Origin of the sequence: Enterobacter cloacae complex sp. 418I7 (genome assembly GCF_050030705.1) — a bacterium.
Taxonomy (GTDB): Bacteria; Pseudomonadota; Gammaproteobacteria; order Enterobacterales; family Enterobacteriaceae; genus Enterobacter; species Enterobacter intestinihominis.
The window spans coordinates 4152273-4174131 of the sequence record NZ_JBLGUU010000001.1 but is presented as its reverse complement, the minus strand read 5'-3'; the positions used below and the strand labels follow the sequence as shown (position 1 = coordinate 4174131).

Here is a 21859-nt window from a genome sequence, read left to right as displayed (position 1 = left end):
AAGGTTTCTATGACGTCTTTGTATCTTGCCTCCGGTTCTCCGCGTCGCCAGGAACTGCTCGCGCAGTTGGGTGTATCCTTCGAACGCATCGTTACCGGTATCGAAGAAAAACGTGCTGAGGGCGAAAGCGCTCAGCAGTATGTCTCCCGTCTGGCGCGTGAAAAAGCGCAGGCGGGCGTTGCATGCGTGCCGCGTGACTTACCGGTGCTGGGGGCCGATACCATCGTCATCCTCAATGGTGAGGTGCTTGAGAAACCCCGCGACGCAGACCATGCTGCGCGGATGCTGCGTAACATGTCCGGACAAACCCATCAGGTGATGACGGCGGTAGCGCTGGCAGACAGCCAGTACGTTCTGGATTGCCTTGTGGTAACGGAAGTGACGTTCAGAGTCCTCACCGACGAGGAGATCGCCGGCTATATCGCCAGCGGTGAACCTATGGATAAAGCAGGTGCATACGGTATTCAAGGGTTGGGTGGCTGTTTTGTCAGGAAGATAAATGGCAGCTATCACGCCGTAGTCGGCTTACCGCTGGTGGAAACGTATGAGTTGCTGAGCAATTTTAACTCACTGCGTGAGGGAAGGGATAATTATGACGGCTGAATTGTTGGTAAACGTAACGCCATCGGAAACCCGTGTGGCCTACATTGATGGTGGCATTCTTCAGGAAATTCATATTGAGCGTGAAGCGCGGCGCGGAATCGTAGGCAATATCTACAAAGGTCGTGTCAGTCGTGTACTGCCGGGTATGCAGGCGGCTTTTGTAGATATTGGGCTCGATAAAGCGGCGTTTTTGCACGCCTCCGACATCATGCCGCATACCGAATGCGTGGCAGGCGAAGAGCAAAAACAGTTTGCCGTGCGCGACATCTCTGAGCTGGTGCGTCAGGGCCAGGATCTGATGGTGCAGGTGGTAAAAGATCCGCTGGGCACCAAAGGCGCGCGTCTGACCACCGACATCACCCTTCCTTCACGTTATCTGGTCTTTATGCCGGGGGCGTCGCACGTCGGCGTGTCACAGCGTATTGAGAGCGAAAGCGAGCGTGAACGCCTGAAAAAGGTGGTCAGCGCCTACTGCGACGAGCAGGGCGGGTTTATTATCCGTACCGCAGCGGAAGGGATCAGCGAAGAAGACCTGGCCTCGGATGCGGCCTATCTGAAGCGCGTCTGGACCAAAGTGATGGAGCGTAAAAAACGCAACCAGACCCGCTACCGGCTGTACGGTGAGCTGGCGCTCGCTCAGCGCGTATTACGTGATTTCGCCGATGCGCAGCTCGACCGAATCCGCGTGGACTCCCGTCTGACGTACGAAGCCTTACTGGAGTTCACCGCCGAGTACATCCCGGAAATGCCGGGGCTGCTGGAGCATTACACCGGACGCCAGCCGATATTTGATCTCTATGACGTTGAAAACGAAATCCAGCGTGCGCTGGAGCGTAAGGTTGAGCTGAAATCGGGTGGCTATCTGATCATCGATCAAACCGAAGCGATGACCACCGTCGACATCAACACCGGCGCGTTTGTCGGCCATCGCAACCTCGATGACACCATCTTTAATACCAATATAGAAGCGACGCAGGCCATCGCACGCCAGCTTCGCCTGCGTAATCTGGGCGGTATTATCATCATCGACTTTATCGATATGAATAATGAAGACCATCGCCGTCGCGTGCTGCACTCCCTGGAGCAGGCGCTGAGTAAAGATCGCGTGAAAACCAGCATCAATGGCTTCTCGCAGCTCGGTCTGGTGGAAATGACCCGGAAACGGACCCGCGAAAGCGTGGAACATGTCCTGTGTAATGAGTGTCCAACCTGCCATGGACGCGGAACGGTAAAGACGGTGGAGACGGTCTGCTACGAGATCATGCGTGAGATTGTCCGTGTCCATCATGCCTACGACTCAGACCGTTTTCTGGTCTATGCTTCCCCTGCGGTGGCGGAGGCCCTGAAAGGGGAAGAGTCGCACGCGCTGGCGGAAGTGGAAATCTTTGTCGGCAAACAGGTAAAAGTGCAAATTGAGCCGCTCTATAACCAGGAGCAGTTTGACGTCGTCATGATGTAAACGCAGTTCGCTGCGAGATTTAAGGCTGACAAGGAGAGACGCGTGAGGCGATTGCCGGGGATTTTACTGCTTACAGGGGCAACGCTGGTCGTGATTGTCGCGTTGCTCGTGAGCGGGCTGCGTCTCGCCTTGCCGCATCTGGACAGCTGGCGGCCGCAGATCCTGGCAAAAATCGAATCTGCCACCGGTCTACCGGTGGACGTGAGCCATATCGAGGCAAGCTGGCAGAACTTTGGCCCGACGCTTGATGCGCGGGATATCAGCGCCAGCCTGAAAGATGGCGGCCATCTTAAAATCAAACGCGTCACTCTGGCGCTGGATGTCTGGCAAAGCCTGCTGCATCTGCGCTGGCAGTTTCGCGATCTCACCTTCTGGCAACTTCAGCTGATGACCAACACGCCGCTGCAAAGCGGCGACAGCGATCGTGGGCTGGAAACCAGCCGTATCAGCGATCTCTTCCTGCGTCAGTTCGATCATTTCGATCTCCGCGACAGCGAAGTGAGCTTTATAACCCTTTCCGGACAGCGCGCTGAGTTGGCGATCCCACAGCTGACCTGGCTAAACGGGAAAGATCGCCACCGCGCCGAGGGGCAGGTGAATCTCTCCAGCCTGAACGGGCAGCACGGCGTTATGCAGGTGCGGATGGATCTGCGCGACGACAATGGCCTGCTGAACAACGGCAGGGTGTGGCTACAGGCGGACGACGTGGACGTGAAGCCGTGGCTGGGTGAGTGGCTACAGCAGAACATGCAGCTGGAAACCGCGCGCTTCAGCCTGGAAGGCTGGATGACCCTGACGAACGGGGCGTTCGCCAGCGGCGATATCTGGCTTAAGCAGGGGGGCGCGAGCTGGAAGGGGGAAAACCATCAGCATCAGCTTTCCGTCGATAACCTCACCGCACACGTGACGCAGGATAAAGGCGGCTGGCAGTTCGCTATTCCGGATACGCGCATCTCCATGGATAACAAACCCTGGCCGCGCGGCGCACTGACGCTGGCGTGGATGCCGGAGCAGGACGTCGGCGGGATAAACGGTAAACGCAGCGATGAGCTGCGTATCCGCGCCAGTAACCTGGATCTGACGGCGATCGAAGGGCTGCGTTCAATGGCCGCAAAACTCTCCCCGGAGCTGGGCGAAATCTGGCTGGCGACGCAGCCGAGCGGGCAGATAAACCGGCTGGCGCTGGATATTCCGCTCCAGGCCACGGAAAAGACGCGTTTTCAGGCGGCATGGAAAAATCTCGCATGGAAACAGTGGAAGCTGCTGCCGGGTGCCGAGCACTTCAGCGGTAAACTGGAAGGAAGCGTGGAAAACGGCAGGCTGACGGCAGAAATGCAGGAAGCAAAAATGCCGTACGAAACGGTCTTCCGTGCGCCACTGGAGATCGAAAAGGGAAACGCCACCCTCAACTGGCTGAAGAATGACAAAGGTTTTCAGCTCGATGGTCGCGATATTGATGTAAAAGCCAAAGCGGTACATGCCCGCGGTAATTTCCGTTATCTACAGCCTGAAGGCGATGAGCCGTGGCTGGGCATTCTGGCGGGCATCAGCACGGATGACGGTTCGCAGGCGTGGCGCTACTTCCCGGAAAACCTGATGGGGAAAGCGCTGGTAGACTATCTCAGCGGCGCCATTCAGGGCGGTCAGGCGGATAACGCCACGCTGGTCTACGGCGGCAATCCGCACCTGTTCCCGTATAAGCATAACGAAGGCCAGTTCCAGGTTCTGGTGCCGCTACGCAACGCCACCTATGCCTTCCAGCCGGACTGGCCCGCGCTGAAGAATCTGAATATCGAACTCAACTTCCTGAATGACGGCTTGTGGATGAAGACGGACAGCGTTGCGCTGGGCGGCGTAACGGCAAGCAACCTGACGGCAAACATCCCGGATTACTCCAAAGAGAAACTGCTGATTGATGCGGATATTAATGGGCCGGGTAAAGCGGTTGGCCCATATTTTGAAGATACGCCGCTGGATGACTCCCTGGCGGCCACTCTCCAGCAGTTGCAGTTAGATGGTGATGTGAATGCTCGCTTACATCTGGATATCCCGCTCGACGGTGAAATGACCACCGCCAAAGGCGACGTTCGTCTGAACAATAACAGTCTCTATATCAAGCCGCTGGACAGCACGCTGAAAAACCTTAGCGGTCAGTTCAGCTTTGTTAACGGCAATCTGAAAAGTAAGCCGCTGAAAGCGACCTGGTTCAATCAACCCGTCAATATCGATTTCTCCACCACCGAGGGCGATAAAGCCTACCAGGTGGCGGTCAATATGGACGCGAACTGGCAGCCGTCACGCATGGATGTTCTGCCGAAGCCGATTGAGAATGCGGTGGACGGCGCGGTGTCATGGAATGGCAAGGTCGCCATCGACCTGCCTTATCATGCCGGTGCGCGCTATAACGTCGACATTACGGGCGATCTAAAAAACCTCAGTAGCCAGCTTCCCGCACCGCTGAACAAGAAAAGCGGTGAAGCACTGCCCGTCAACGTAAAGGTTGCGGGCAACCTCAACAGCTTCGATTTAACCGGAAACGCTGGCGGAACAAACCACTTCAACAGCCGCTGGCTGCTTAACCGCAAGCTGACGCTGGACAGGGCGATCTGGACGACGGACAGCCGTACCACGCCGCCGCTGCCGGAGCAGGCAGGCATTGAACTGAATCTCCCGCCGATGGATGGCGCAGAGTGGCTGGCACTGTTTCAGAAAGGTGTCGGGCAAAACGTCGATCAAACGGCGCAGTTCCCGCAGTCCATTACCTTGCGCACGCCTGCGCTGACGCTAGGTGGGCAGCAGTGGAACAACCTGAGTATTGTCTCCCGGCCGACGGTGAACGGCTCAAAGGTCGAGGCGCAGGGGCGTGAAATTAACGGTTCGTTGACGATGCGCGATAACGCGCCATGGCAGGCGGCTATCCGTTATCTCTATTACAACCCGACCTTTACGGCGTCTAAAACACAGTCGACAAGTACGTCTCCTTTCAGCAGCAGTGGAACGTCGCGCGTGGATTTCAGCAACTGGCCCGATCTCCAGCTGCGCTGTGCGGAGTGCTGGCTGTGGGGACAGAAATATGGCCGTATCGACGGTGATTTTGCTATTCAGGGCAATACGCTGAGCCTCTCTGGTGGGCTGGTGGATACCGGCTTTGGCCGCATGACTGCCGCTGGCGAGTGGGTGAACAAACCGGGTGAACAGCGCACCTCGCTGAAGGGCGATATTAAAGGCAACAAGCTGGACTCCGCGGCTAACTTCTTTGGGATCAGCACGCCGCTTCGCGGATCGTCCTTCGATGTGAATTACGATCTGCACTGGCGCGCGGCACCGTGGCAGCCGGACGTTGCCTCGCTGAACGGTATCCTCAGAACCCGTTTTGGTAAGGGACAAATTGCCGATGTTAGCACCGGTCATGCAGGGCAAATACTGCGCCTGCTGAGCTTTGACGCGCTGCTGCGCAAGCTGCGCTTCGATTTCAGCGATACCTTCAACGACGGTTTCTATTATGACTCCATTCGCGGAACGGCCTGGATCAAGGACGGCGTGATGCATACCGATGATACGCTGCTGGACGGCCTGGAAGCGGACATCGCCATGAAAGGATCAGTGAACCTCGTGCGCCGGGAGCTGGATATGGAAGCGGTTGTTGCCCCGGAAATCTCCGCTACAGTGGGTGTTGCTACCGCTTTTGTGGTCAATCCGATAATCGGCGCGGCGGTATTTGCCGCCAGCAAAGTGCTGGGGCCGCTCTGGAGCAAAGTCTCGATTCTGCGCTACCGCATTACGGGCCCAATCGATAAACCGCAGATTAATGAAGTGCTGCGCCAGCCGCGCAAAGAAGCACAGCAATGATTTGACGTGGGCAGGTAATTGCCTCACTCTCAATAATATTGATTTTATACCGCCACTGGCGGCAACGAACGAGTAGCAATACGATGAGTCTGAACCTGGTAAGTGAACATTTGCTCGCAGCGAACGGCCTGAGCCATCAGGACCTGTTCTCCATTCTTGGTCAACTGACCGAACGCCGCCTCGACTACGGCGATCTCTATTTCCAGTCGAGCTATCACGAATCCTGGGTTTTAGAAGACAGCATCATTAAAGATGGTTCTTATAACATTGACCAGGGCGTCGGCGTGCGCGCCGTCAGCGGCGAAAAAACCGGTTTTGCTTATGCAGACCAGATAAGCCTGGCCGCGCTGGAGCAGAGCGCGCAGGCGGCGCGAACCATTGTGCGTGATACCGGCGACGGTCGCGTGAAAACCCTGGGTGAAGTGCAGCACGCTGCGCTTTATACCAGCATCGACCCACTGCAAAGCATGAGCCGCGAAGAGAAGCTGGACATCCTGCGTCGCGTGGACAAAGTGGCTCGCGCGGCGGATAAACGCGTGCAGGAAGTTTCTGCCAGCCTGAGCGGTGTTTATGAACTGATCCTGGTGGCGGCGACGGACGGTACGCTGGCCGCCGACGTGCGTCCGCTTGTGCGCCTCTCTATCAGCGTGCAGGTGGAAGACGACGGCAAGCGCGAGCGCGGCTCAAGCGGTGGCGGCGGTCGTTTTGGCTACGACTGGTTCCTCGGCGACGTTGACGGCGAAGCGCGCGCGGATGCGTGGGCAAAAGAAGCCGTGCGCATGGCGCTGGTCAACCTGTCTGCCGTGGCGGCACCTGCCGGTACGCTGCCGGTGGTTCTGGGCGCAGGCTGGCCTGGCGTGCTGCTGCACGAAGCGGTCGGTCACGGCCTGGAGGGGGATTTCAACCGTCGCGGGACGTCCGTATTCAGCGGTCAGATGGGGCAGCTTGTCTCCTCCGAGCTGTGTACCGTGGTGGATGATGGCACCATGCTCGACCGTCGCGGCTCGATTTCTATCGACGATGAAGGCACGCCGGGCCAGTACAACGTGCTGATCGAAAATGGCGTACTGAAAGGTTACATGCAGGACAAGCTTAACGCGCGTCTGATGGGCGTTGCGCCAACGGGTAACGGTCGTCGCGAATCCTACGCGCACCTGCCGATGCCGCGCATGACCAACACCTACATGCTGCCGGGTAAATCCACGCCGCAGGAGATTATCGAATCCGTTGATTACGGGATCTTCGCGCCGAATTTTGGCGGCGGCCAGGTGGATATCACCTCCGGTAAATTTGTCTTCTCTACCTCAGAGGCGTATCTGATTGAGAAGGGCAAAGTGACCAAAGCGGTAAAAGGGGCGACGCTGATCGGATCCGGGATTGAAGCAATGCAGCAGATCTCCATGGTCGGTAACGATCTGAAGCTGGATAACGGCGTGGGCGTCTGCAGCAAAGAAGGTCAGAGCCTGCCGGTAGGCGTGGGCCAGCCAACCCTGAAGGTCGATAACCTGACGGTGGGCGGCACGGCGTAATTTTTTCATTTTCCCCTCACCCTAACCCTCTCCCCAACGGGGAGAGGGGACTGCTCCGTGCCGTCTTTTCTCCCTCGCACCTTTGGGGAGAGGGCCGGGGTGAGGGGGGAGGCCTACTCTTTCCTTCTTCCCCGCATCCCCTGAAACAGCTCTGCCACTTCCACAAAATAGTCCGTCAGATAGTTAATACAGACCTGCACCTTCAGCGGCAGCTTGTCCTTTTCGGTATAGAGCGCGTACACCGGGCGCGGATCCGACTGGTAGCGCGGGAAGAGGATCTCCAGTTCGCCGCTGTTGATCTCGTTGATCACCCACATCAGCGGCACGTAGGCGATCCCGGCCCCGGCCACCAGCCAGCGTGAGATGGTCATCGGATCGTTGGTCACGAAGCGGCCTTCAGGCAGCAGTTTGGTGGAAAGCCCTTCTGGCGCGATCAGTTCAAATTCGTTATCTGGGCGAACGCTGTATTCCAGCCACGAGTGGTTGCTCAGGTCGGCAGGTTTTTCCGGTACGCCATACTGTGCCAGATAGCTTTTCGAAGCGCAGACCACCATCGGCATGCTGCCCAGTCGACGCGAGAACAGGCTCGAGTCCTGCAATGCGCCAACGCGGATCACCACGTCTAACCCATCGGCAATCAGATCCGGTGCCGGAATACCCGTTACCAGATTAACGGTTAAACCGGGATACTCTTTCAGCATTTCCGCCGTCATGGCAGCGAGAACATTTTGTGCCATAGTTGAAGAACACCCGATACGCAGCGTGCCGATAGGCGTGTTGTTAAAGGCGTAGAGCTGCTCGTGAACATCCTGCACTTCATGCAGCATTCGACGGCAGCCCTGATAGTAAATTTTACCCGCTTCCGTCAGCCCAATGCTGCGGGTGCTGCGGTTGAGCAGCTTCACCTGGAGCTCATCTTCCAGTTTTGACACTGTCTGGCTAATGGATGAGACGCTCATTTGTAGCTGACGTGCTGCGGCGGTAAAAGAACCTTGCTCAACCACTTTCGCAAAGACGGACATGCGTTTTAGACGTTCCATTATTCACTCTGGCTTAAAAGTGATTTAGATCACATATGATAGATAACAGCATAACAGTTACGTTAATATATTATTAATTACATAACGGCTGCGCCACTCTCGCCCGGCAATTCATGCTCTCCTGCGGCGGCGTGAGCTTAATAATCCAGTAACCTGCATCTCTTTAATCAAGGTCAACATGAGTCTGTTTCCCGTTATCGTGGTGTTCGGTCTGTCGTTCCCACCGATATTTTTCGAGCTTCTTTTATCACTGGCGATCTTCTGGCTGGTGCGCAAGGTGCTGGTCCCTACCGGGATTTATGATTTCGTCTGGCATCCTGCATTGTTTAATACCGCGCTGTATTGCTGCCTGTTCTATTTAATATCGCGCATGTTTGTCTGAGGTTGATGTGAAAACGCTAACAAGAAAAATCTCCCGCACTGCCATCACTATGGCGCTGGTCATCCTGGCGTTCATCGCTATTTTTCGCGCCTGGGTTTATTACACCGAATCCCCGTGGACGCGCGATGCGCGTTTCAGCGCGGAGGTGGTCGCGATAGCGCCCGATGTCGCCGGTCTCATTACGGCGGTCAATGTCCACGATAACCAGCTGGTGAAAAAAGATCAGGTACTGTTCACTATCGACCAGCCGCGCTATCAAAAAGCGCTGGAAGAAGCGGAAGCCGACGTAGCGTATTACAACGCGCTGGCCGCTGAAAAACGCCGTGAAGCAGGACGTCGTAACAAGCTGGGCATCCAGGCCATGTCCCGGGAAGAGATTGATCAGTCCAATAACGTGCTGCAAACCGTGCTGCATCAGCTGGCAAAAGCGCAGGCGACGCGCGATCTGGCGAAGCTCGATCTGGAACGTACCGTTATCCGCGCCCCGTCCGATGGCTGGGTAACCAACCTCAACGTCTATGCGGGTGAGTTTATCACGCGCGGCTCTACGGCCGTGGCGCTGGTGAAACAGAACTCTTTCTACGTCCTCGCCTATATGGAAGAGACCAAGCTGGAAGGCGTGCGTCCGGGCTATCGCGCCGAAATCACGCCGCTCGGCAGCAACCGGGTCCTGAAAGGAACCGTGGACAGCGTGGCCGCGGGGGTGACCAACGCCAGCAGTACCAATGATTCAAAAGGGATGGCGACCGTCGATTCTAACCTCGAGTGGGTTCGTCTGGCGCAGCGCGTACCGGTACGCATTCGTCTGGATGAGCAGCAGAGCAACCTCTGGCCCGCAGGCACCACGGCGACGGTAGTGATCACCGGTGAAAAAGACCGTGATGCCAGCCAGGACTCTATCTTCCGTCAAATCGCCCATCGCCTGCGCGAGTTTGGTTGATCGCTATGGGCATTTTTTCCATCGCCAGCCAGCACATCCGCTTCGCCGTGAAGCTGGCATGCGCCATTGTGCTGGCGCTGTTTGTTGGCTTCCATTTCCAGCTTGAAACGCCGCGCTGGGCTGTTCTGACCGCCGCGATCGTCGCCGCCGGTCCTGCCTTCGCGGCGGGTGGCGAACCTTACTCCGGGGCAATTCGCTATCGCGGGATGCTGCGTATTATCGGTACCTTTATCGGCTGTATCGCCGCCCTGACCATTATCATCCTGATGATCCGCACGCCGCTGCTGATGCTGATTGTATGCTGTATCTGGGCGGGTTTTTGCACCTGGGTCTCTTCGCTGGTGAAGGTGGAGAACTCGTACGCCTGGGGCCTGGCGGGATATACCGCGCTGATTATTATCATCACCATTCAGAGTGAACCGCTGCTTGCTCCGCAGTTCGCCGTGGAACGTTGCAGCGAGATTGTCATTGGTATCGTCTGCGCGATTGTCGCCGATCTGCTCTTCTCTCCGCGATCCATCAAGCAGGAAGTCGATCGTGAGCTGGACGCGCTGATTGTTGCCCAGTACCAGCTCATGCAGCTGTGCATTAAGCACGGCGACAGCGAAGAGGTCGACAAGGCCTGGAGCGCGCTGGTGCGCCGCACGCAGGCGCTGGAAGGGATGCGCAGTAATCTCAATATGGAGTCTTCCCGCTGGGAGCGTGCCAATCGTCGTCTGAAAGCGATCAATACCGTCTCGTTAACGCTGATCACCCAGGCGTGTGAAACCTACCTGATTCAGAACACTCGCCCCGAAGTGGTAACGGATACCTTCCGCGAACTGTTTGATGAGCCTGTGGAGACGGTGCAGGACGTGCATCGACAGCTTAAACGCATGCGTCGTGTGATTGCCTGGACGGGCGAACGGGATACGCCAGTCACCATTTATACCTGGGTTGGCGCCGCAACGCGCTACCTGCTTCTGAAACGCGGCGTGATTAGCAACACCAAAATCAGTGCGGCGGAAGAAGAGGTGTTACAGGGCGAAGTGGTGATCAAACCGGAATCCGCCGAGCGTCATCATGCGATGGTTAACTTCTGGCGTACCACCCTGGCCTGTATACTCGGCACGCTGTTCTGGCTGTGGACCGGCTGGACGTCCGGCAGCGGCGCGATGGTGATGATTGCCGTCGTTACCGCGCTGGCGATGCGTCTGCCCAACCCGCGCATGGTCGCTATTGATTTTCTGTACGGCACCATTGCGGCGTTACCCATTGGCGCGCTCTACTTCCTGGTAATCATCCCCTCGACGCAGCAAAGCATGCTTTTGCTCTGTATCAGCCTGGCGGTGATGGCGTTCTTTATCGGGATTGAGGTACAAAAACGCCGTCTGGGATCGTTAGGTGCGCTGGCGAGTACGATTAACATCCTCGTGCTGGATAACCCGATGACCTTCCATTTCAGCCAGTTCCTGGATAGCGCATTAGGCCAGCTGGTGGGCTGTTTCCTGGCGATGATGGTGATCCTGCTGGTGCGGGATAACTCTCAGGCGCGGACAGGGCGCGTGCTGCTCAATCAGTTTGTGTCGGCCGCCGTATCGTCCTTGACCACCAACACCGCGCGGCGCAAGCAGAACCACCTTCCGGCCCTTTACCAGCAACTGTTCCTGCTGTTGAATAAATTCCCGGGCGATGTCGCTCGCTTCCGTCTGGCGTTAACCATGATTATCGCGCACCAGCGTCTGCGGAACGCGCCAGTGCCGATCAACGACGATTTGTCCGCTTTCCACCGCCAGCTACGGCGAACGGCGGACCATGTGATATCGGCATCCAGTGATGACAAACGTCGCCGCTACTTTAAGCAACTGCTGGAGGAGCTGGATATCTACCAGGAGAAACTGCGAGTCTGGGAAGCGCCGCCGCAGGTTACCGAGCCGGTAGAGCGGCTGGTGTTTATGCTGCACCGCTACCAGAATGCGCTGACAGACAGCTAACGAAGAGAAAACCGACGCCAAAAGCGTCGGTTTTTTTGTGGCTATACTTATTCTTGCAGGTTCAAACATTCAGGAAGGGAGGACACATGACAACCCAGGCTCTTCAGGACAGTATTCTTTTTCAGACCGGGTATCTGGTTAACGGTATCTGGAAAACACTCGACACCACGTTTGATGTGCTAAACCCGGCCACGGGCGAGGTGGTTGCGAAAGTGGCGAAAGCAGGGAAAGCCGAAACCGAAGAGGCCATTGCGGCCGCGACGAAAGCCTTTCCCGCATGGCGCGCAAAAACGGCAAAAGAGCGTTCCGCGATCCTCTATCGCTGGTATGAACTGATTATCGAGAACAAAAGCTGGCTCGGGCGGCTGATGACCACCGAGCAGGGCAAGCCGCTGAAAGAGGCTGAGGGCGAGGTGGACTACGCTGCCAGCTTTATTCAGTGGTTTGCGGAGCAGGCCAAGCGCGCTAACGGTGAAATCATTCCTCCGGTTAAACCCGGCTCCCGTATTCTGGCCACTCGTGAACCTGTTGGGGTGGTTGCTGCTATCACGCCATGGAATTTCCCGATGGCTATGCTCACCCGTAAGCTCGGCCCGGCGCTGGCAGCAGGATGTACCGGCGTCATCAAGCCTGCAAACAACACGCCGCTGAGCGCCTTTGCGCTGCTGACGCTGGCGAAGCAGGCCGGTGTGCCGGATGGTGTGCTGAATGCGGTCGCGGGGAGCACCTCAGAAATTAGCGACGCCATTATGGCCAGCCATGACGTGCGCAAAATCTCGTTTACGGGGTCAACCGCCGTCGGGAAAACGCTGGTTCGCAATTCCGCTGAGACCATGAAAAAGGTATCGATGGAGCTGGGCGGCAATGCGCCGTATATCGTTTTCGAGGACGCGGATATTGAGGCCGCCGTCAAAGGCGCCATCGGCAATAAATTCCGTAACGCCGGGCAGGTCTGCGTCAGCGTAAACCGTTTCTATATTCAGGAGACGGTCTATGACAAGTTTGTCAATCAGCTTGCCGATGCGGTGAAGGCGCTGAAGGTGGGTAACGGTCTGGACGAGGGCGTCGTTGTCGGCCCGCTGATTGAGCCTTCGGCTGTCGAGAAAGTCCGTGAGCACGTCGAAGATGCGGTAGCGAAGGGGGCCACGGTGCTGGCTGGGGGTAAACCGCACGAACTTGGCGGCAACTTCTGGATGCCAACCGTACTCGGTGACTGCCATGAAGGCATGAAGCTGGCAGAAGAGGAGACCTTTGGTCCCGTTGCCGCCTGCTTCCGCTTCACGTCGGAAGACGAAGTGGTTATGCGCGCTAACAATACGCCTTACGGGCTGGCGGCCTACTTTTATACCCAGAATCTCTCGCGCGTGTTCCGCGTCTCACAGGCCATTGAGAGCGGCATGATCGGAATTAATGAATGTGCGGTCTCGACCGAGCTGGGTCCGTTTGGGGGCGTAAAAGAGTCCGGGCTGGGACGCGAGGGGTCCGTGCTGGGGCTGGAGGAGTTTCTGGAAGTTAAAACCCTGCATATCGGGGGCTTATAATAGACAGGGCGGCATCTGCCGCCCGCCTGTACCGGGTGGCTGGCAATGAAAATTTATACCTTTGATTTTGACGAAATTGATAGTCAGGAAGACTTCTACCGCGAGTTTATCCGGGCGTTCGACCTGGAGCGGGGCAGCGTAAACAATCTTGATATGCTGTGGGATGTGGTTACCGGCGACAGGCTGCCGTTACCGCTGGAGATCGAATTTACCCATCTGCCTGAAAAACTGCGCAGACGCTTTGGCGCATTGATTTTATTGTTTGATGAAGCGGAGGAGGAGCTGGAAGGGCAACTGCGTTTCAACGTGCGCCAGTGATAAAAAAGCCCCTGACCGGGAGGTCAGGGGCAAGTCGTATGATGAGATACGACGAGGGTTTATTTGTACAGTTCTGCGGTAGCGTGCCAGTGGTCGCCACTGCGCGCTTCGATGATGCGATAAGATGACGCACCCTGTTCTTCCGCTTTTTTGTTCAGCATTTCGTGCATGTCCATCGGAGAAGTACCGATGGCACCAACAGAAACGGTCCCGATAGCCTGACGGGATTGTGCCTGTTCGGCGTTAATAGTGTCGGCTGCAAACGCACCGAATGACAGGACTGACAGTACGCTCAGGGCAGCTACAGTGGTTTTAATTTTCATGATTATTTACCTCGTCAATTATTTTACTGGGGTCTTTGTTCTGTGACCCTCATCACAAAATCAAGTATACACTAATCACGCAAAAAATTAATACCAGACTAATGGTTTCGCCTGTTATTACGTGTTAAAAACATCATTTTTTATAACGGGAATGAATAAAAAAGGGCGTTACTCTGCAGGTGTTATGATTTTTTCTTATGTAAATCAATTGGATAGGTGGCTTTGATTTTTAGTGCGATTTTACGGCAGATCATTCACTGAATGAATGTTAACAGGCGGTAAAAAGCACTATTTGCAAAAGCAGCAGGCAGAGAAAAGCAGGGTAAAACGAGGCGGCAGCAGAATAATCCCCGCAGCCAGGCGCTACGGGGCAGAAGATTACAGCTCCTGTTCGAACAGGACCAGAATCGCTTCGTAGAGGTCTTTCACCGAGAAACCATTTGCCGGGGTCGTAAAAATGGTGTCATCGCCGGCGATGGTCCCGAGGATCCCCTCTGCTTTACCCAGCGAGTCCAGCAGGCGGGCAATCAGCTGGGCTGCACCCGGGCTGGTGTGGATCACGACCACGGCATCATTATAGTCAATGTCCAGAACCAGGTTTTTCAGCGGGCTGGAGGTCGTTGGCACGCCAAGTTCAGCAGGCAGGCAATAAACCATCTCCATTTTGGCGTTGCGCGTACGCACTGCACCAAACTTGGTTAACATGCGGGAGACCTTCGACTGGTTGATGTTGTCGAAGCCTTGCTCCTGCAACGCCTGAACAATTTCTCCCTGAGAACTGAATTTCTCTTCTTTGAGTAGCGCTTTAAACGCTTTCACTAATTCTTCTTGCTTAGACGAGCTTCGCATAAGTCACCCGGAATATGACGATAGAAACAACATTATTATGCATGTGGATGAATTTTTATGCAAATTATCTACCTGGCACCAGGCTGAAATAATGTTATGAAAGGGAGAGATTTTATCAGATTTCGTTATCAGAAAACATGCCTGGGTCACGCCGCGCAAATAAGCTTAAAAGTAAATTAAATGTTATCAAAATGATGTTGTTTTGGTGGCGTGGCAGGGTGTATTGTAACCCCCTCTTAATTCGTTGTTGCCCACAGCCTGATAGCATTCGGGTGAAGGTCAAAGACGTGCGACCTCAAATTCTTTAGCGATGAAAATTGTAATTAATGACGTGCTGAATTATGGTCGCCGCAACGGAGTTACAGATACTTAAGTTAACCATAATAAGGAGTTTAGGATGAAAGTCGCAGTCCTCGGCGCTGCTGGTGGTATCGGCCAGGCGCTTGCCCTACTACTGAAAACCCAACTGCCTTCAGGCTCAGAACTCTCCCTGTACGATATTGCTCCGGTAACCCCAGGTGTGGCGGTTGACCTGAGCCACATCCCGACAGCTGTGAAAATCAAAGGCTTCTCCGGTGAAGATGCGCGTCCTGCGTTGCAGGGTGCCGATGTGGTGCTGATCTCCGCGGGTGTTGCACGTAAACCGGGTATGGATCGTTCAGACCTGTTCAACGTCAACGCGGGCATCGTGAAAAACCTGGTTCAGCAGATCGCTGAAACCTGCCCGAAAGCGTGCATCGGTATCATCACCAACCCGGTGAACACCACCGTTGCCATCGCAGCAGAAGTGCTGAAGAAAGCGGGCGTTTACGACAAGAACAAACTGTTCGGCGTAACTACGCTGGATATCATCCGTTCCAATACCTTCGTGGCTGAGCTGAAAGGCAAGCAGCCAACGGAAGTGGAAGTGCCGGTTATCGGCGGACACTCTGGCGTGACCATCCTGCCTCTGCTGTCGCAGATCCCGGGCGTGAGCTTCACCGAGCAGGAAGTGGCTGACCTGACCAAACGTATTCAGAATGCAGGCACCGAAGTGGTGGAAGCGAAGGCGGGTGGCGGTTCTGCAACCCTGTCTATGGGCCAGGCGGCGGCGCGTTTCGGCCTGTCTCTGGTTCGCGCGCTGCAGGGCGAGAAAAACGTGGTTGAATGCGCTTACGTAGAAGGCGACGGTGAACACGCGCGCTTCTTCTCTCAGCCGCTGCTGCTGGGTAAAAACGGCGTTGAAGAGCGTAAGTCTATCGGCACGCTGAGCGCGTTTGAGCAAAACGCGATGGAAGGCATGCTGGATACGCTGAAGAAAGACATCACGCTGGGCGAAGAGTTCGTTAACAAGTGATCTTGTCCCGGTAAAAAAAACGGAGCGCTAAGCTCCGTTTTTTTATGCCCGTCAGTTAGTGGCCGGGTATTCCTGGATGGTGACCTGAATCGTGAGCTTCTTGTCATTACGCATGACTTCTACGGGGATGATAGAGCCCGGTCGAATTTCCGCCACCTGGTCCATCGTTTCAAGCGCAGAGACCGCCGGCGTGCCGTTGACGGAAAGAATAACGTCGTTCACCTGGATACCTGCATTGGCCGCCGGGCCGCCAGGTGCCACTTCGTTGACCACAATCCCCTGGATCTGATCGATACCACCGCCCTGCGTATGCATCGGCGCGATTTCACGCCCGCCAATACCGATGTAGCCACGGATCACGCGGCCATCGCGGATCAGCTTGTCCATGATCTTGGTCGCCAGCTGGAACGGAATGGCAAAGCCAATCCCTTCCGGTGTTTCACCATCGTTGCTCTTGTCGAAGGAGAGGGTATTAATGCCCATCAGTTCGCCCAGAGAGTTCACCAGCGCACCGCCGGAGTTACCGTGGTTGATCGAGGCATCGGTTTGCAGGAAGTTCTGCCGCCCTGACGGGTTCAGTCCAATTCGACCTGTCGCGCTGATGATCCCCTGAGTGATGGTCTGGCCCAGGTTGTACGGGTTACCGATCGCCAGCACCACATCGCCGATATGCGGCGTTCGTTTGCGATTAATCGGGATAGTCGGCAGACCGCCCGTGGCGTTGATCTTCAGCACCGCCAGATCGGTCAGGCTGTCCGACCCCACCAGCAGGGCTTCAAACACGCGGCCATCCTGCAAGGCGACGATAATCTGGTCGGCATCGTTGATCACGTGTTTATTGGTGATGATGTAACCCCGGTCATCCATGATCACACCGGAACCGAGCGTGCGGATCTCCAGCTGGTTATGAGCGGAACTGTTAAGCCCGCGGTTATAGACGTTAACCACGGCGGGGGCGGCACGGCGTACCGCCTGATTGTACGTTGCAGGCGTTTCATCCGTGCTGTCGAACTGAGGAGCCGACAGTTTGTTGAACTGGCGTAAAGATGGCATAGCCACCAGCAGCAGACCGGCAACGATCAAACCAATGACAATTGAACGAAAGAGCTTTAAAAGCATGATGCGTGTGTCGTTAAAAAAGGAACGGTTTGCAGCATAACATGAGTTATCCGGACATCACACGCAGCGGCGATGCCCGGAGTCGCAAATGGTTAACGCAGTAAAATGTAGAGGGTGTCGTTGCCACGGATAATTTGCAGGGCAATGACCGCCGGTTTACTCTCCAGCACCTTGCGCATTTCGGCAATAGACTGCACGCGAGTGCGGTTCACGCCCACGATCACGTCGTCCTGATGTAAACCTGCCTGCGCGGCTGGACTGCTTTTCTCAACGGCAGTGACAGAAATGCCTTTCGTGCCGTCTTTAAGCTGACCGTCGCTCAGCGTTGCGCCCTGTAGCGCCGGGGAGATCTGTTCTGCACTGGCGGAAGAGGAAGTGCTCTTGTCCAGTGTCACTTCCACGGTCAGCGGTTTGCCCTCGCGGATCAGGCCCAGCTTCACTTTAGCGCCAGGCTCCGTGGTGGCAATACGCGAACGTAATTCAGCGAAGCTGCTCAGCGGTTTATCGTTCAGGCTGACAATAACGTCACCGGATTTCACGCCCGCTTTCGCAGATCCTGAGTTGGGCAGCACTTCGCTGACAAACGCCCCGCGCTGGACGTTGAGCTTAAAGGCTTTGGCGATATCAGCGCTCATCTCCATGCCTTTAATGCCCAGCAGCCCGCGCTTAACCTCGCCAAACTGTATCAGCTGTTGAGACAGGGTTTTCGCCATGTTACTCGGAATGGCAAAACCAATTCCGATGCTGCCGCCGCCTGGTGCGAGGATAGCGGTATTAATGCCGATCAGTTCGCCGTTCAGGTTAAGCAGCGCACCGCCGGAGTTGCCCCGGTTGATGGAGGCATCGGTCTGGATGAAATTTTCCAGCCCTTCGAGATTTAGGCCGCTGCGCCCCAGGGCAGAGACAATCCCGGAGGTGGCGGTCTGCCCTAAACCGAACGGATTACCGACCGCGACGGCAAAATCACCCACGCGCAGCTTATCGGAATCGGCGATGGCGATCTGGGTCAGGTTGCTGGGGTTTTGCACCTGTAGCAGGGCGATATCACTCTGATCGTCACCGCCGATCAGTTTGGCGTCAAACTCCCGGCCATCGTTCAGCTGAACGCTGATTTTATCAGCCTGGCTGATCACGTGGTTATTGGTCAGGATATAGCCTTTGGCCGCGTCGATAATCACGCCCGAACCAAGGCCTTCAAACGGCTGAGCCTGCTGATCCGGCGCCTCTTCGCCAAAATATTTCTTCAGCTCTTCGGGAATACGCTGGCTTTGGCGTGCCGTCCCTTCCACCTGAACGCTGACTACCGCAGGCAGGACTTTTTCAAGCATCGGCGCAAGGCTGGGAATGGCTTCTTGTCCTGGCACCTGCGAAGGTAGTGCCGCACTGGCGGGGAAGGACGCCGAGAGAGATAACCCGACACTTAACGCTAAGGCGCTCAACAGCTGGTTTTTTTTCTTCATCGATGCTGACTCTCGTATCCTGGAATGAAAAAGAACGGCCCCAAAAACATCTTGATGTTATTGAATTTTCAACCGCTGAACAATGAGGTGTTTGACTAAATAATAGCTGGGGACGGGAAGAAAGGACGGGCGCATAAGGTGCGCCCGTAAAATTTATTCAGGTTGTGCGATTAATCGCGTTTTACGCCACCGCGCAGCAGGCCGGACGCGCCGTCTGAATAGTCGCGTGGCATCTGAACCGGTGCCTGATCGTTACCGGCTTCAGAGTCCGCCAGACGATTGCGGAAGGGGTTGCTCTCCGCGGTCATTTCCGGCAGCAGGCTGCTGGAGCTTTTCGCCATGTGCTGGTAGAGCTGGCGATAATCTGTCGCCATGTTGTCCAGCAGCTCAGCGCTACGGGCAAAGTGGCTGACCAGCTCTTCGCGGTATTCTTCCAGTTCGGCTTTGTTCTTTTCCAGTTCGTATTGCAGTGACTGCTGCTGACGCAATTTGCGGTTACCGAAACGCATGGCCACAGCACCAATGATGATGCCGACGACTAAACCGATTAGCGCATATTCCCAGGTCATGAACTTCTCCCGTTGTCTTGTTGTTCCGTAGGGTGTTGGCTCGGCTCCTGCCTGTGCCTGATTATGCCACTATAACCGCTATTTCCGCAGAAGTGGAATCCTGACGTATCATCGCGTAGTGTAGAACGGCCTTTTTTTCATCAGCCACGGCCGCTGATGAGGTTTAACTAAAGGAATAACAATAACATCATGCAAAACCTGTCCCCATCGTCGCGTTACCAACTCGCCCTGAGTGAGGGCACACACCAGCCGGATGATGTCCAGCGTGAAGCGGTAAACCGCCTGGACACGATTTACCAGGAGCTTCTGGCGAAACCCGCCGATGCGGTGCAGAGCAGTGGGCTGAAGGCGGCATTCGGCCGTTTACTGGGCAAAAAAGAGCCCACGGTAAACGCACCGGTTCGTGGCTTATATATGTGGGGCGGCGTTGGGCGGGGTAAGACCTGGCTGATGGACATGTTCTACCAGAGCCTGCCCGGCACGCGTAAGCAGCGTCTGCACTTTCACCGTTTTATGCTGCGGGTTCATGAGGAGTTGACGGCGCTCCAGGGCGAAACCGACCCGCTGGAAATCGTGGCGGACCGCTTCAAGGCGGAAACGGACGTACTCTGCTTCGACGAATTCTTTGTTTCCGATATTACGGACGCGATGCTGCTGGGGGGGCTGATGAAAGCGCTGTTTGCGCGTGGGATCACCCTGGTGGCGACCTCAAATATCCCGCCGGATGAGCTTTATCGCAACGGTCTCCAGCGGGCGCGTTTCCTGCCAGCCATAGATGCCATTAAGCAGCACTGCGACATCATGAATGTCGACGCTGGCGTCGACTATCGTTTGCGCACGCTGACGCAGGCGCACCTGTGGCTTTCACCGCTGAACGCCGACACAGCCAGCGAGATGGATAAACTCTGGCTGGCGCTGGCAGGGGCGCCGCGGGATAACGCGCCAGCGCTGGAGATTAATCATCGTCCGTTGCCGACGCTTGGCGTAGAGAACCAGACGCTGGCCGTCTCGTTTGCAACGCTCTGCGTGGACGCCCGCAGCCAGCATGACTACATTGCGCTTTCGCGACTGTTCCATACCGTTATGTTATGGGATGTGCCCGTCATGACCCCTCTCATGGAGAGCGAAGCGCGCCGCTTCATCGCGCTGGTGGACGAGTTTTATGAGCGCCACGTCAAGCTGGTAGTCAGTGCCGAGGTGCCTTTATATGAGATCTATCAGGGCGAGCGCCTGAAGTTTGAGTTCCAGCGCTGCCTGTCGCGCCTGCAAGAGATGCAGAGCGAAGAGTACCTTAAGCGTGAGCATATGCCATAAATGCTACCCTCTCCCCGTGGGAGAGGGGCTGGGGGTGAGGGCACCAGGCCTTAACAAACGCTACCCTCTCCCTGTGGGAGAGGGGCTGGGGGTGAGGGCACCAGACCGCACAATACGCAACCCCGAAAAACCCATCCCAAATCACATTTAAGGGTCGATCTTTGACCTCAACTTCTCTATAATCTTGCGACCCCACGTTACGAGAAGGTTTTTTTCCCGAAACTTTCTATGTGTCGGCATGTGCTATTCGAAGGGGTAGGTTTGCCGGACTTTGTCGTGTGAACCTCAACTGACTAAACGTTTGGGTGTTCACCAACGTGTAACTTATTATTTGGGTAAGCTTTTAATGAAAACTTTTACAGCTAAACCAGAAACCGTACAGCGCGACTGGTATGTTGTTGACGCGACCGGTAAAACTCTGGGCCGTCTGGCTACTGAACTGGCTCGTCGCCTGCGCGGTAAGCATAAAGCGGAATATACTCCGCACGTTGATACCGGTGATTACATCATCGTTCTGAACGCTGACAAAGTTGCTGTTACCGGCAACAAGCGTACTGACAAAATGTACTACCACCACACCGGCCACATCGGTGGTATCAAAGAAGCGACCTTTGAAGAGATGATTGCCCGCCGTCCTGAGCGTGTGATTGAAATCGCGGTTAAAGGCATGCTGCCAAAAGGCCCGCTGGGTCGTGCTATGTTCCGTAAACTGAAAGTTTACGCAGGCAACGAGCACAACCACGCGGCACAGCAACCGCAAGTTCTTGACATCTAATCGGGATTATAGGCAATGGCTGAAAATCAATACTACGGCACTGGTCGCCGCAAAAGTTCCGCAGCTCGCGTTTTCATTAAACCGGGCAGTGGTAAAATCGTAATTAACCAGCGTTCTCTGGAACAATACTTCGGTCGCGAAACTGCCCGCATGGTAGTTCGCCAGCCGCTGGAACTGGTTGATATGGTAGAAAAACTGGATCTGTACATCACCGTTAAAGGTGGTGGTATCTCCGGTCAGGCAGGTGCGATCCGTCACGGTATCACCCGCGCGCTGATGGAGTACGACGAATCCCTGCGTTCTGAACTGCGTAAAGCTGGCTTCGTTACTCGTGACGCTCGTCAGGTTGAACGTAAGAAAGTGGGTCTGCGTAAAGCACGTCGTCGTCCACAGTTCTCCAAACGTTAATCTATTCTGCTTACGCAGAACGATTGGCGAAAAACCCGCTTCGGCGGGTTTTTTTATGGATAATGCGCAGGT

At 55.6% G+C, this 21859-nt stretch carries 19 protein-coding genes; 13 read left to right on the top strand and 6 right to left on the bottom strand.

What is annotated here, in order from left to right; genetic code table 11:
• Positions 1 to 9 precede the first annotated feature (9 nt).
• The 4 genes from ACQG0S_RS20095 (at position 10) to tldD (ending at position 7440) form a co-directional block, all read left to right on the top strand.
• Positions 10 to 603, top strand: a complete 594-nt coding sequence (locus ACQG0S_RS20095) for a Maf family protein (protein ID WP_003860403.1) — start codon at positions 10 to 12, stop codon at positions 601 to 603.
• Positions 593 to 2062, top strand: coding sequence for a ribonuclease G (gene rng / locus ACQG0S_RS20090; RefSeq protein ID WP_003860405.1), 1470 nt, complete (start codon positions 593 to 595; stop codon positions 2060 to 2062). The genes ACQG0S_RS20095 and rng overlap by 11 nt, the downstream gene beginning before the upstream one ends.
• Positions 2063 to 2104: 42 nt before the next feature.
• On the top strand, positions 2105 to 5911 hold the full coding sequence (gene yhdP / locus ACQG0S_RS20085) for an AsmA2 domain-containing protein YhdP (RefSeq protein WP_048966787.1): 3807 nt from the start codon (positions 2105 to 2107) through the stop codon (positions 5909 to 5911).
• Between the two features lie 83 nt (positions 5912 to 5994).
• Entirely contained in the window at positions 5995 to 7440 is a 1446-nt protein-coding gene (gene tldD / locus ACQG0S_RS20080) for a metalloprotease TldD (protein ID WP_426750723.1), read from the top strand.
• A gap of 113 nt (positions 7441 to 7553) precedes the next feature.
• Here the strand turns inward: tldD and aaeR are convergent, their stop codons facing one another.
• Entirely contained in the window at positions 7554 to 8480 is a 927-nt protein-coding gene (aaeR, locus tag ACQG0S_RS20075) for an HTH-type transcriptional activator AaeR (protein WP_022649561.1), read from the bottom strand.
• Between the two features lie 178 nt (positions 8481 to 8658).
• Here aaeR and aaeX point away from each other — a divergent pair, with 178 nt between their 5' ends.
• From aaeX to ACQG0S_RS20050, 5 genes are all read left to right on the top strand, one after another.
• Positions 8659 to 8862 (top strand): p-hydroxybenzoic acid efflux pump operon protein AaeX, encoded by a 204-nt coding sequence (gene aaeX, locus ACQG0S_RS20070; protein WP_003860416.1) that lies wholly within the window; start codon positions 8659 to 8661, stop codon positions 8860 to 8862.
• A gap of 7 nt (positions 8863 to 8869) precedes the next feature.
• Complete coding sequence (aaeA, locus tag ACQG0S_RS20065; RefSeq protein WP_023298740.1) at positions 8870 to 9802, top strand: p-hydroxybenzoic acid efflux pump subunit AaeA; 933 nt, start codon at positions 8870 to 8872, stop codon at positions 9800 to 9802.
• A gap of 5 nt (positions 9803 to 9807) precedes the next feature.
• Entirely contained in the window at positions 9808 to 11775 is a 1968-nt protein-coding gene (gene aaeB, locus ACQG0S_RS20060) for a p-hydroxybenzoic acid efflux pump subunit AaeB (RefSeq protein WP_023298739.1), read from the top strand.
• An 86-nt stretch (positions 11776 to 11861) separates the two neighbouring features.
• Positions 11862 to 13316, top strand: coding sequence for an NAD-dependent succinate-semialdehyde dehydrogenase (locus ACQG0S_RS20055; RefSeq protein ID WP_048966786.1), 1455 nt, complete (start codon positions 11862 to 11864; stop codon positions 13314 to 13316).
• A gap of 45 nt (positions 13317 to 13361) precedes the next feature.
• Complete coding sequence (locus tag ACQG0S_RS20050) at positions 13362 to 13634, top strand: barstar family protein (protein WP_022649557.1); 273 nt, start codon at positions 13362 to 13364, stop codon at positions 13632 to 13634.
• A 59-nt stretch (positions 13635 to 13693) separates the two neighbouring features.
• Here ACQG0S_RS20050 and yhcN read toward each other — a convergent pair whose 3' ends face one another.
• Positions 13694 to 13957 carry a peroxide/acid stress response protein YhcN gene (yhcN, locus tag ACQG0S_RS20045; RefSeq protein WP_006812160.1) on the bottom strand — a complete coding sequence of 88 codons (264 nt, stop codon included), beginning with the start codon at positions 13955 to 13957 and terminating at the stop codon, positions 13694 to 13696.
• A gap of 378 nt (positions 13958 to 14335) precedes the next feature.
• Entirely contained in the window at positions 14336 to 14806 is a 471-nt protein-coding gene (gene argR / locus ACQG0S_RS20040) for a transcriptional regulator ArgR (RefSeq protein WP_003860428.1), read from the bottom strand.
• A 397-nt stretch (positions 14807 to 15203) separates the two neighbouring features.
• Here argR and mdh point away from each other — a divergent pair, with 397 nt between their 5' ends.
• Entirely contained in the window at positions 15204 to 16142 is a 939-nt protein-coding gene (gene mdh / locus ACQG0S_RS20035; RefSeq protein WP_023298737.1) for a malate dehydrogenase, read from the top strand.
• Positions 16143 to 16193: 51 nt separating this feature from the next.
• Here the strand turns inward: mdh and degS are convergent, their stop codons facing one another.
• The 3 genes from degS to zapG all read right to left on the bottom strand — a co-directional run bounded on the left by degS (position 16194) and on the right by zapG (position 19290).
• A complete protein-coding gene (degS, locus tag ACQG0S_RS20030; protein WP_003860430.1) occupies positions 16194 to 17261 on the bottom strand; it encodes an outer membrane-stress sensor serine endopeptidase DegS in 1068 nt (355 codons plus the stop codon).
• Positions 17262 to 17353: 92 nt separating this feature from the next.
• Entirely contained in the window at positions 17354 to 18721 is a 1368-nt protein-coding gene (gene degQ / locus ACQG0S_RS20025) for a serine endoprotease DegQ (RefSeq protein WP_022649555.1), read from the bottom strand.
• Positions 18722 to 18891: 170 nt separating this feature from the next.
• On the bottom strand, positions 18892 to 19290 hold the full coding sequence (gene zapG, locus ACQG0S_RS20020) for a Z-ring associated protein ZapG (protein ID WP_022649554.1): 399 nt from the start codon (positions 19288 to 19290) through the stop codon (positions 18892 to 18894).
• A 189-nt stretch (positions 19291 to 19479) separates the two neighbouring features.
• Here zapG and zapE point away from each other — a divergent pair, with 189 nt between their 5' ends.
• The 3 genes from zapE (at position 19480) to rpsI (ending at position 21787) form a co-directional block, all read left to right on the top strand.
• Positions 19480 to 20604 carry a cell division protein ZapE gene (zapE, locus tag ACQG0S_RS20015; protein ID WP_022649553.1) on the top strand — a complete coding sequence of 375 codons (1125 nt, stop codon included), beginning with the start codon at positions 19480 to 19482 and terminating at the stop codon, positions 20602 to 20604.
• Positions 20605 to 20950: 346 nt separating this feature from the next.
• A complete protein-coding gene (gene rplM / locus ACQG0S_RS20010; RefSeq protein ID WP_003860434.1) occupies positions 20951 to 21379 on the top strand; it encodes a 50S ribosomal protein L13 in 429 nt (142 codons plus the stop codon).
• A gap of 15 nt (positions 21380 to 21394) precedes the next feature.
• A complete protein-coding gene (gene rpsI / locus ACQG0S_RS20005; RefSeq protein WP_003860436.1) occupies positions 21395 to 21787 on the top strand; it encodes a 30S ribosomal protein S9 in 393 nt (130 codons plus the stop codon).
• The last annotated feature ends 72 nt before the right edge of the window (positions 21788 to 21859 follow it).

Coding starts and splice junctions, on each gene's coding strand:
- rpsI (WP_003860436.1), top strand. CDS start 21,395: ATGGCTGAAAATCAATACTACGGCACTGGTCGCCGCAAAAGTTCCGCA.
- aaeX (WP_003860416.1), top strand. CDS start 8,659: ATGAGTCTGTTTCCCGTTATCGTGGTGTTCGGTCTGTCGTTCCCACCG.
- tldD (WP_426750723.1), top strand. CDS start 5,995: ATGAGTCTGAACCTGGTAAGTGAACATTTGCTCGCAGCGAACGGCCTG.
- degS (WP_003860430.1), bottom strand. CDS start 17,261: ATGCTTTTAAAGCTCTTTCGTTCAATTGTCATTGGTTTGATCGTTGCC.
- rng (WP_003860405.1), top strand. CDS start 593: ATGACGGCTGAATTGTTGGTAAACGTAACGCCATCGGAAACCCGTGTG.
- aaeB (WP_023298739.1), top strand. CDS start 9,808: ATGGGCATTTTTTCCATCGCCAGCCAGCACATCCGCTTCGCCGTGAAG.
- aaeR (WP_022649561.1), bottom strand. CDS start 8,480: ATGGAACGTCTAAAACGCATGTCCGTCTTTGCGAAAGTGGTTGAGCAA.
- rplM (WP_003860434.1), top strand. CDS start 20,951: ATGAAAACTTTTACAGCTAAACCAGAAACCGTACAGCGCGACTGGTAT.
- argR (WP_003860428.1), bottom strand. CDS start 14,806: ATGCGAAGCTCGTCTAAGCAAGAAGAATTAGTGAAAGCGTTTAAAGCG.
- degQ (WP_022649555.1), bottom strand. CDS start 18,721: ATGAAGAAAAAAAACCAGCTGTTGAGCGCCTTAGCGTTAAGTGTCGGG.
- ACQG0S_RS20055 (WP_048966786.1), top strand. CDS start 11,862: ATGACAACCCAGGCTCTTCAGGACAGTATTCTTTTTCAGACCGGGTAT.
- zapG (WP_022649554.1), bottom strand. CDS start 19,290: ATGACCTGGGAATATGCGCTAATCGGTTTAGTCGTCGGCATCATCATT.
- mdh (WP_023298737.1), top strand. CDS start 15,204: ATGAAAGTCGCAGTCCTCGGCGCTGCTGGTGGTATCGGCCAGGCGCTT.
- yhcN (WP_006812160.1), bottom strand. CDS start 13,957: ATGAAAATTAAAACCACTGTAGCTGCCCTGAGCGTACTGTCAGTCCTG.
- ACQG0S_RS20050 (WP_022649557.1), top strand. CDS start 13,362: ATGAAAATTTATACCTTTGATTTTGACGAAATTGATAGTCAGGAAGAC.
- ACQG0S_RS20095 (WP_003860403.1), top strand. CDS start 10: ATGACGTCTTTGTATCTTGCCTCCGGTTCTCCGCGTCGCCAGGAACTG.
- zapE (WP_022649553.1), top strand. CDS start 19,480: ATGCAAAACCTGTCCCCATCGTCGCGTTACCAACTCGCCCTGAGTGAG.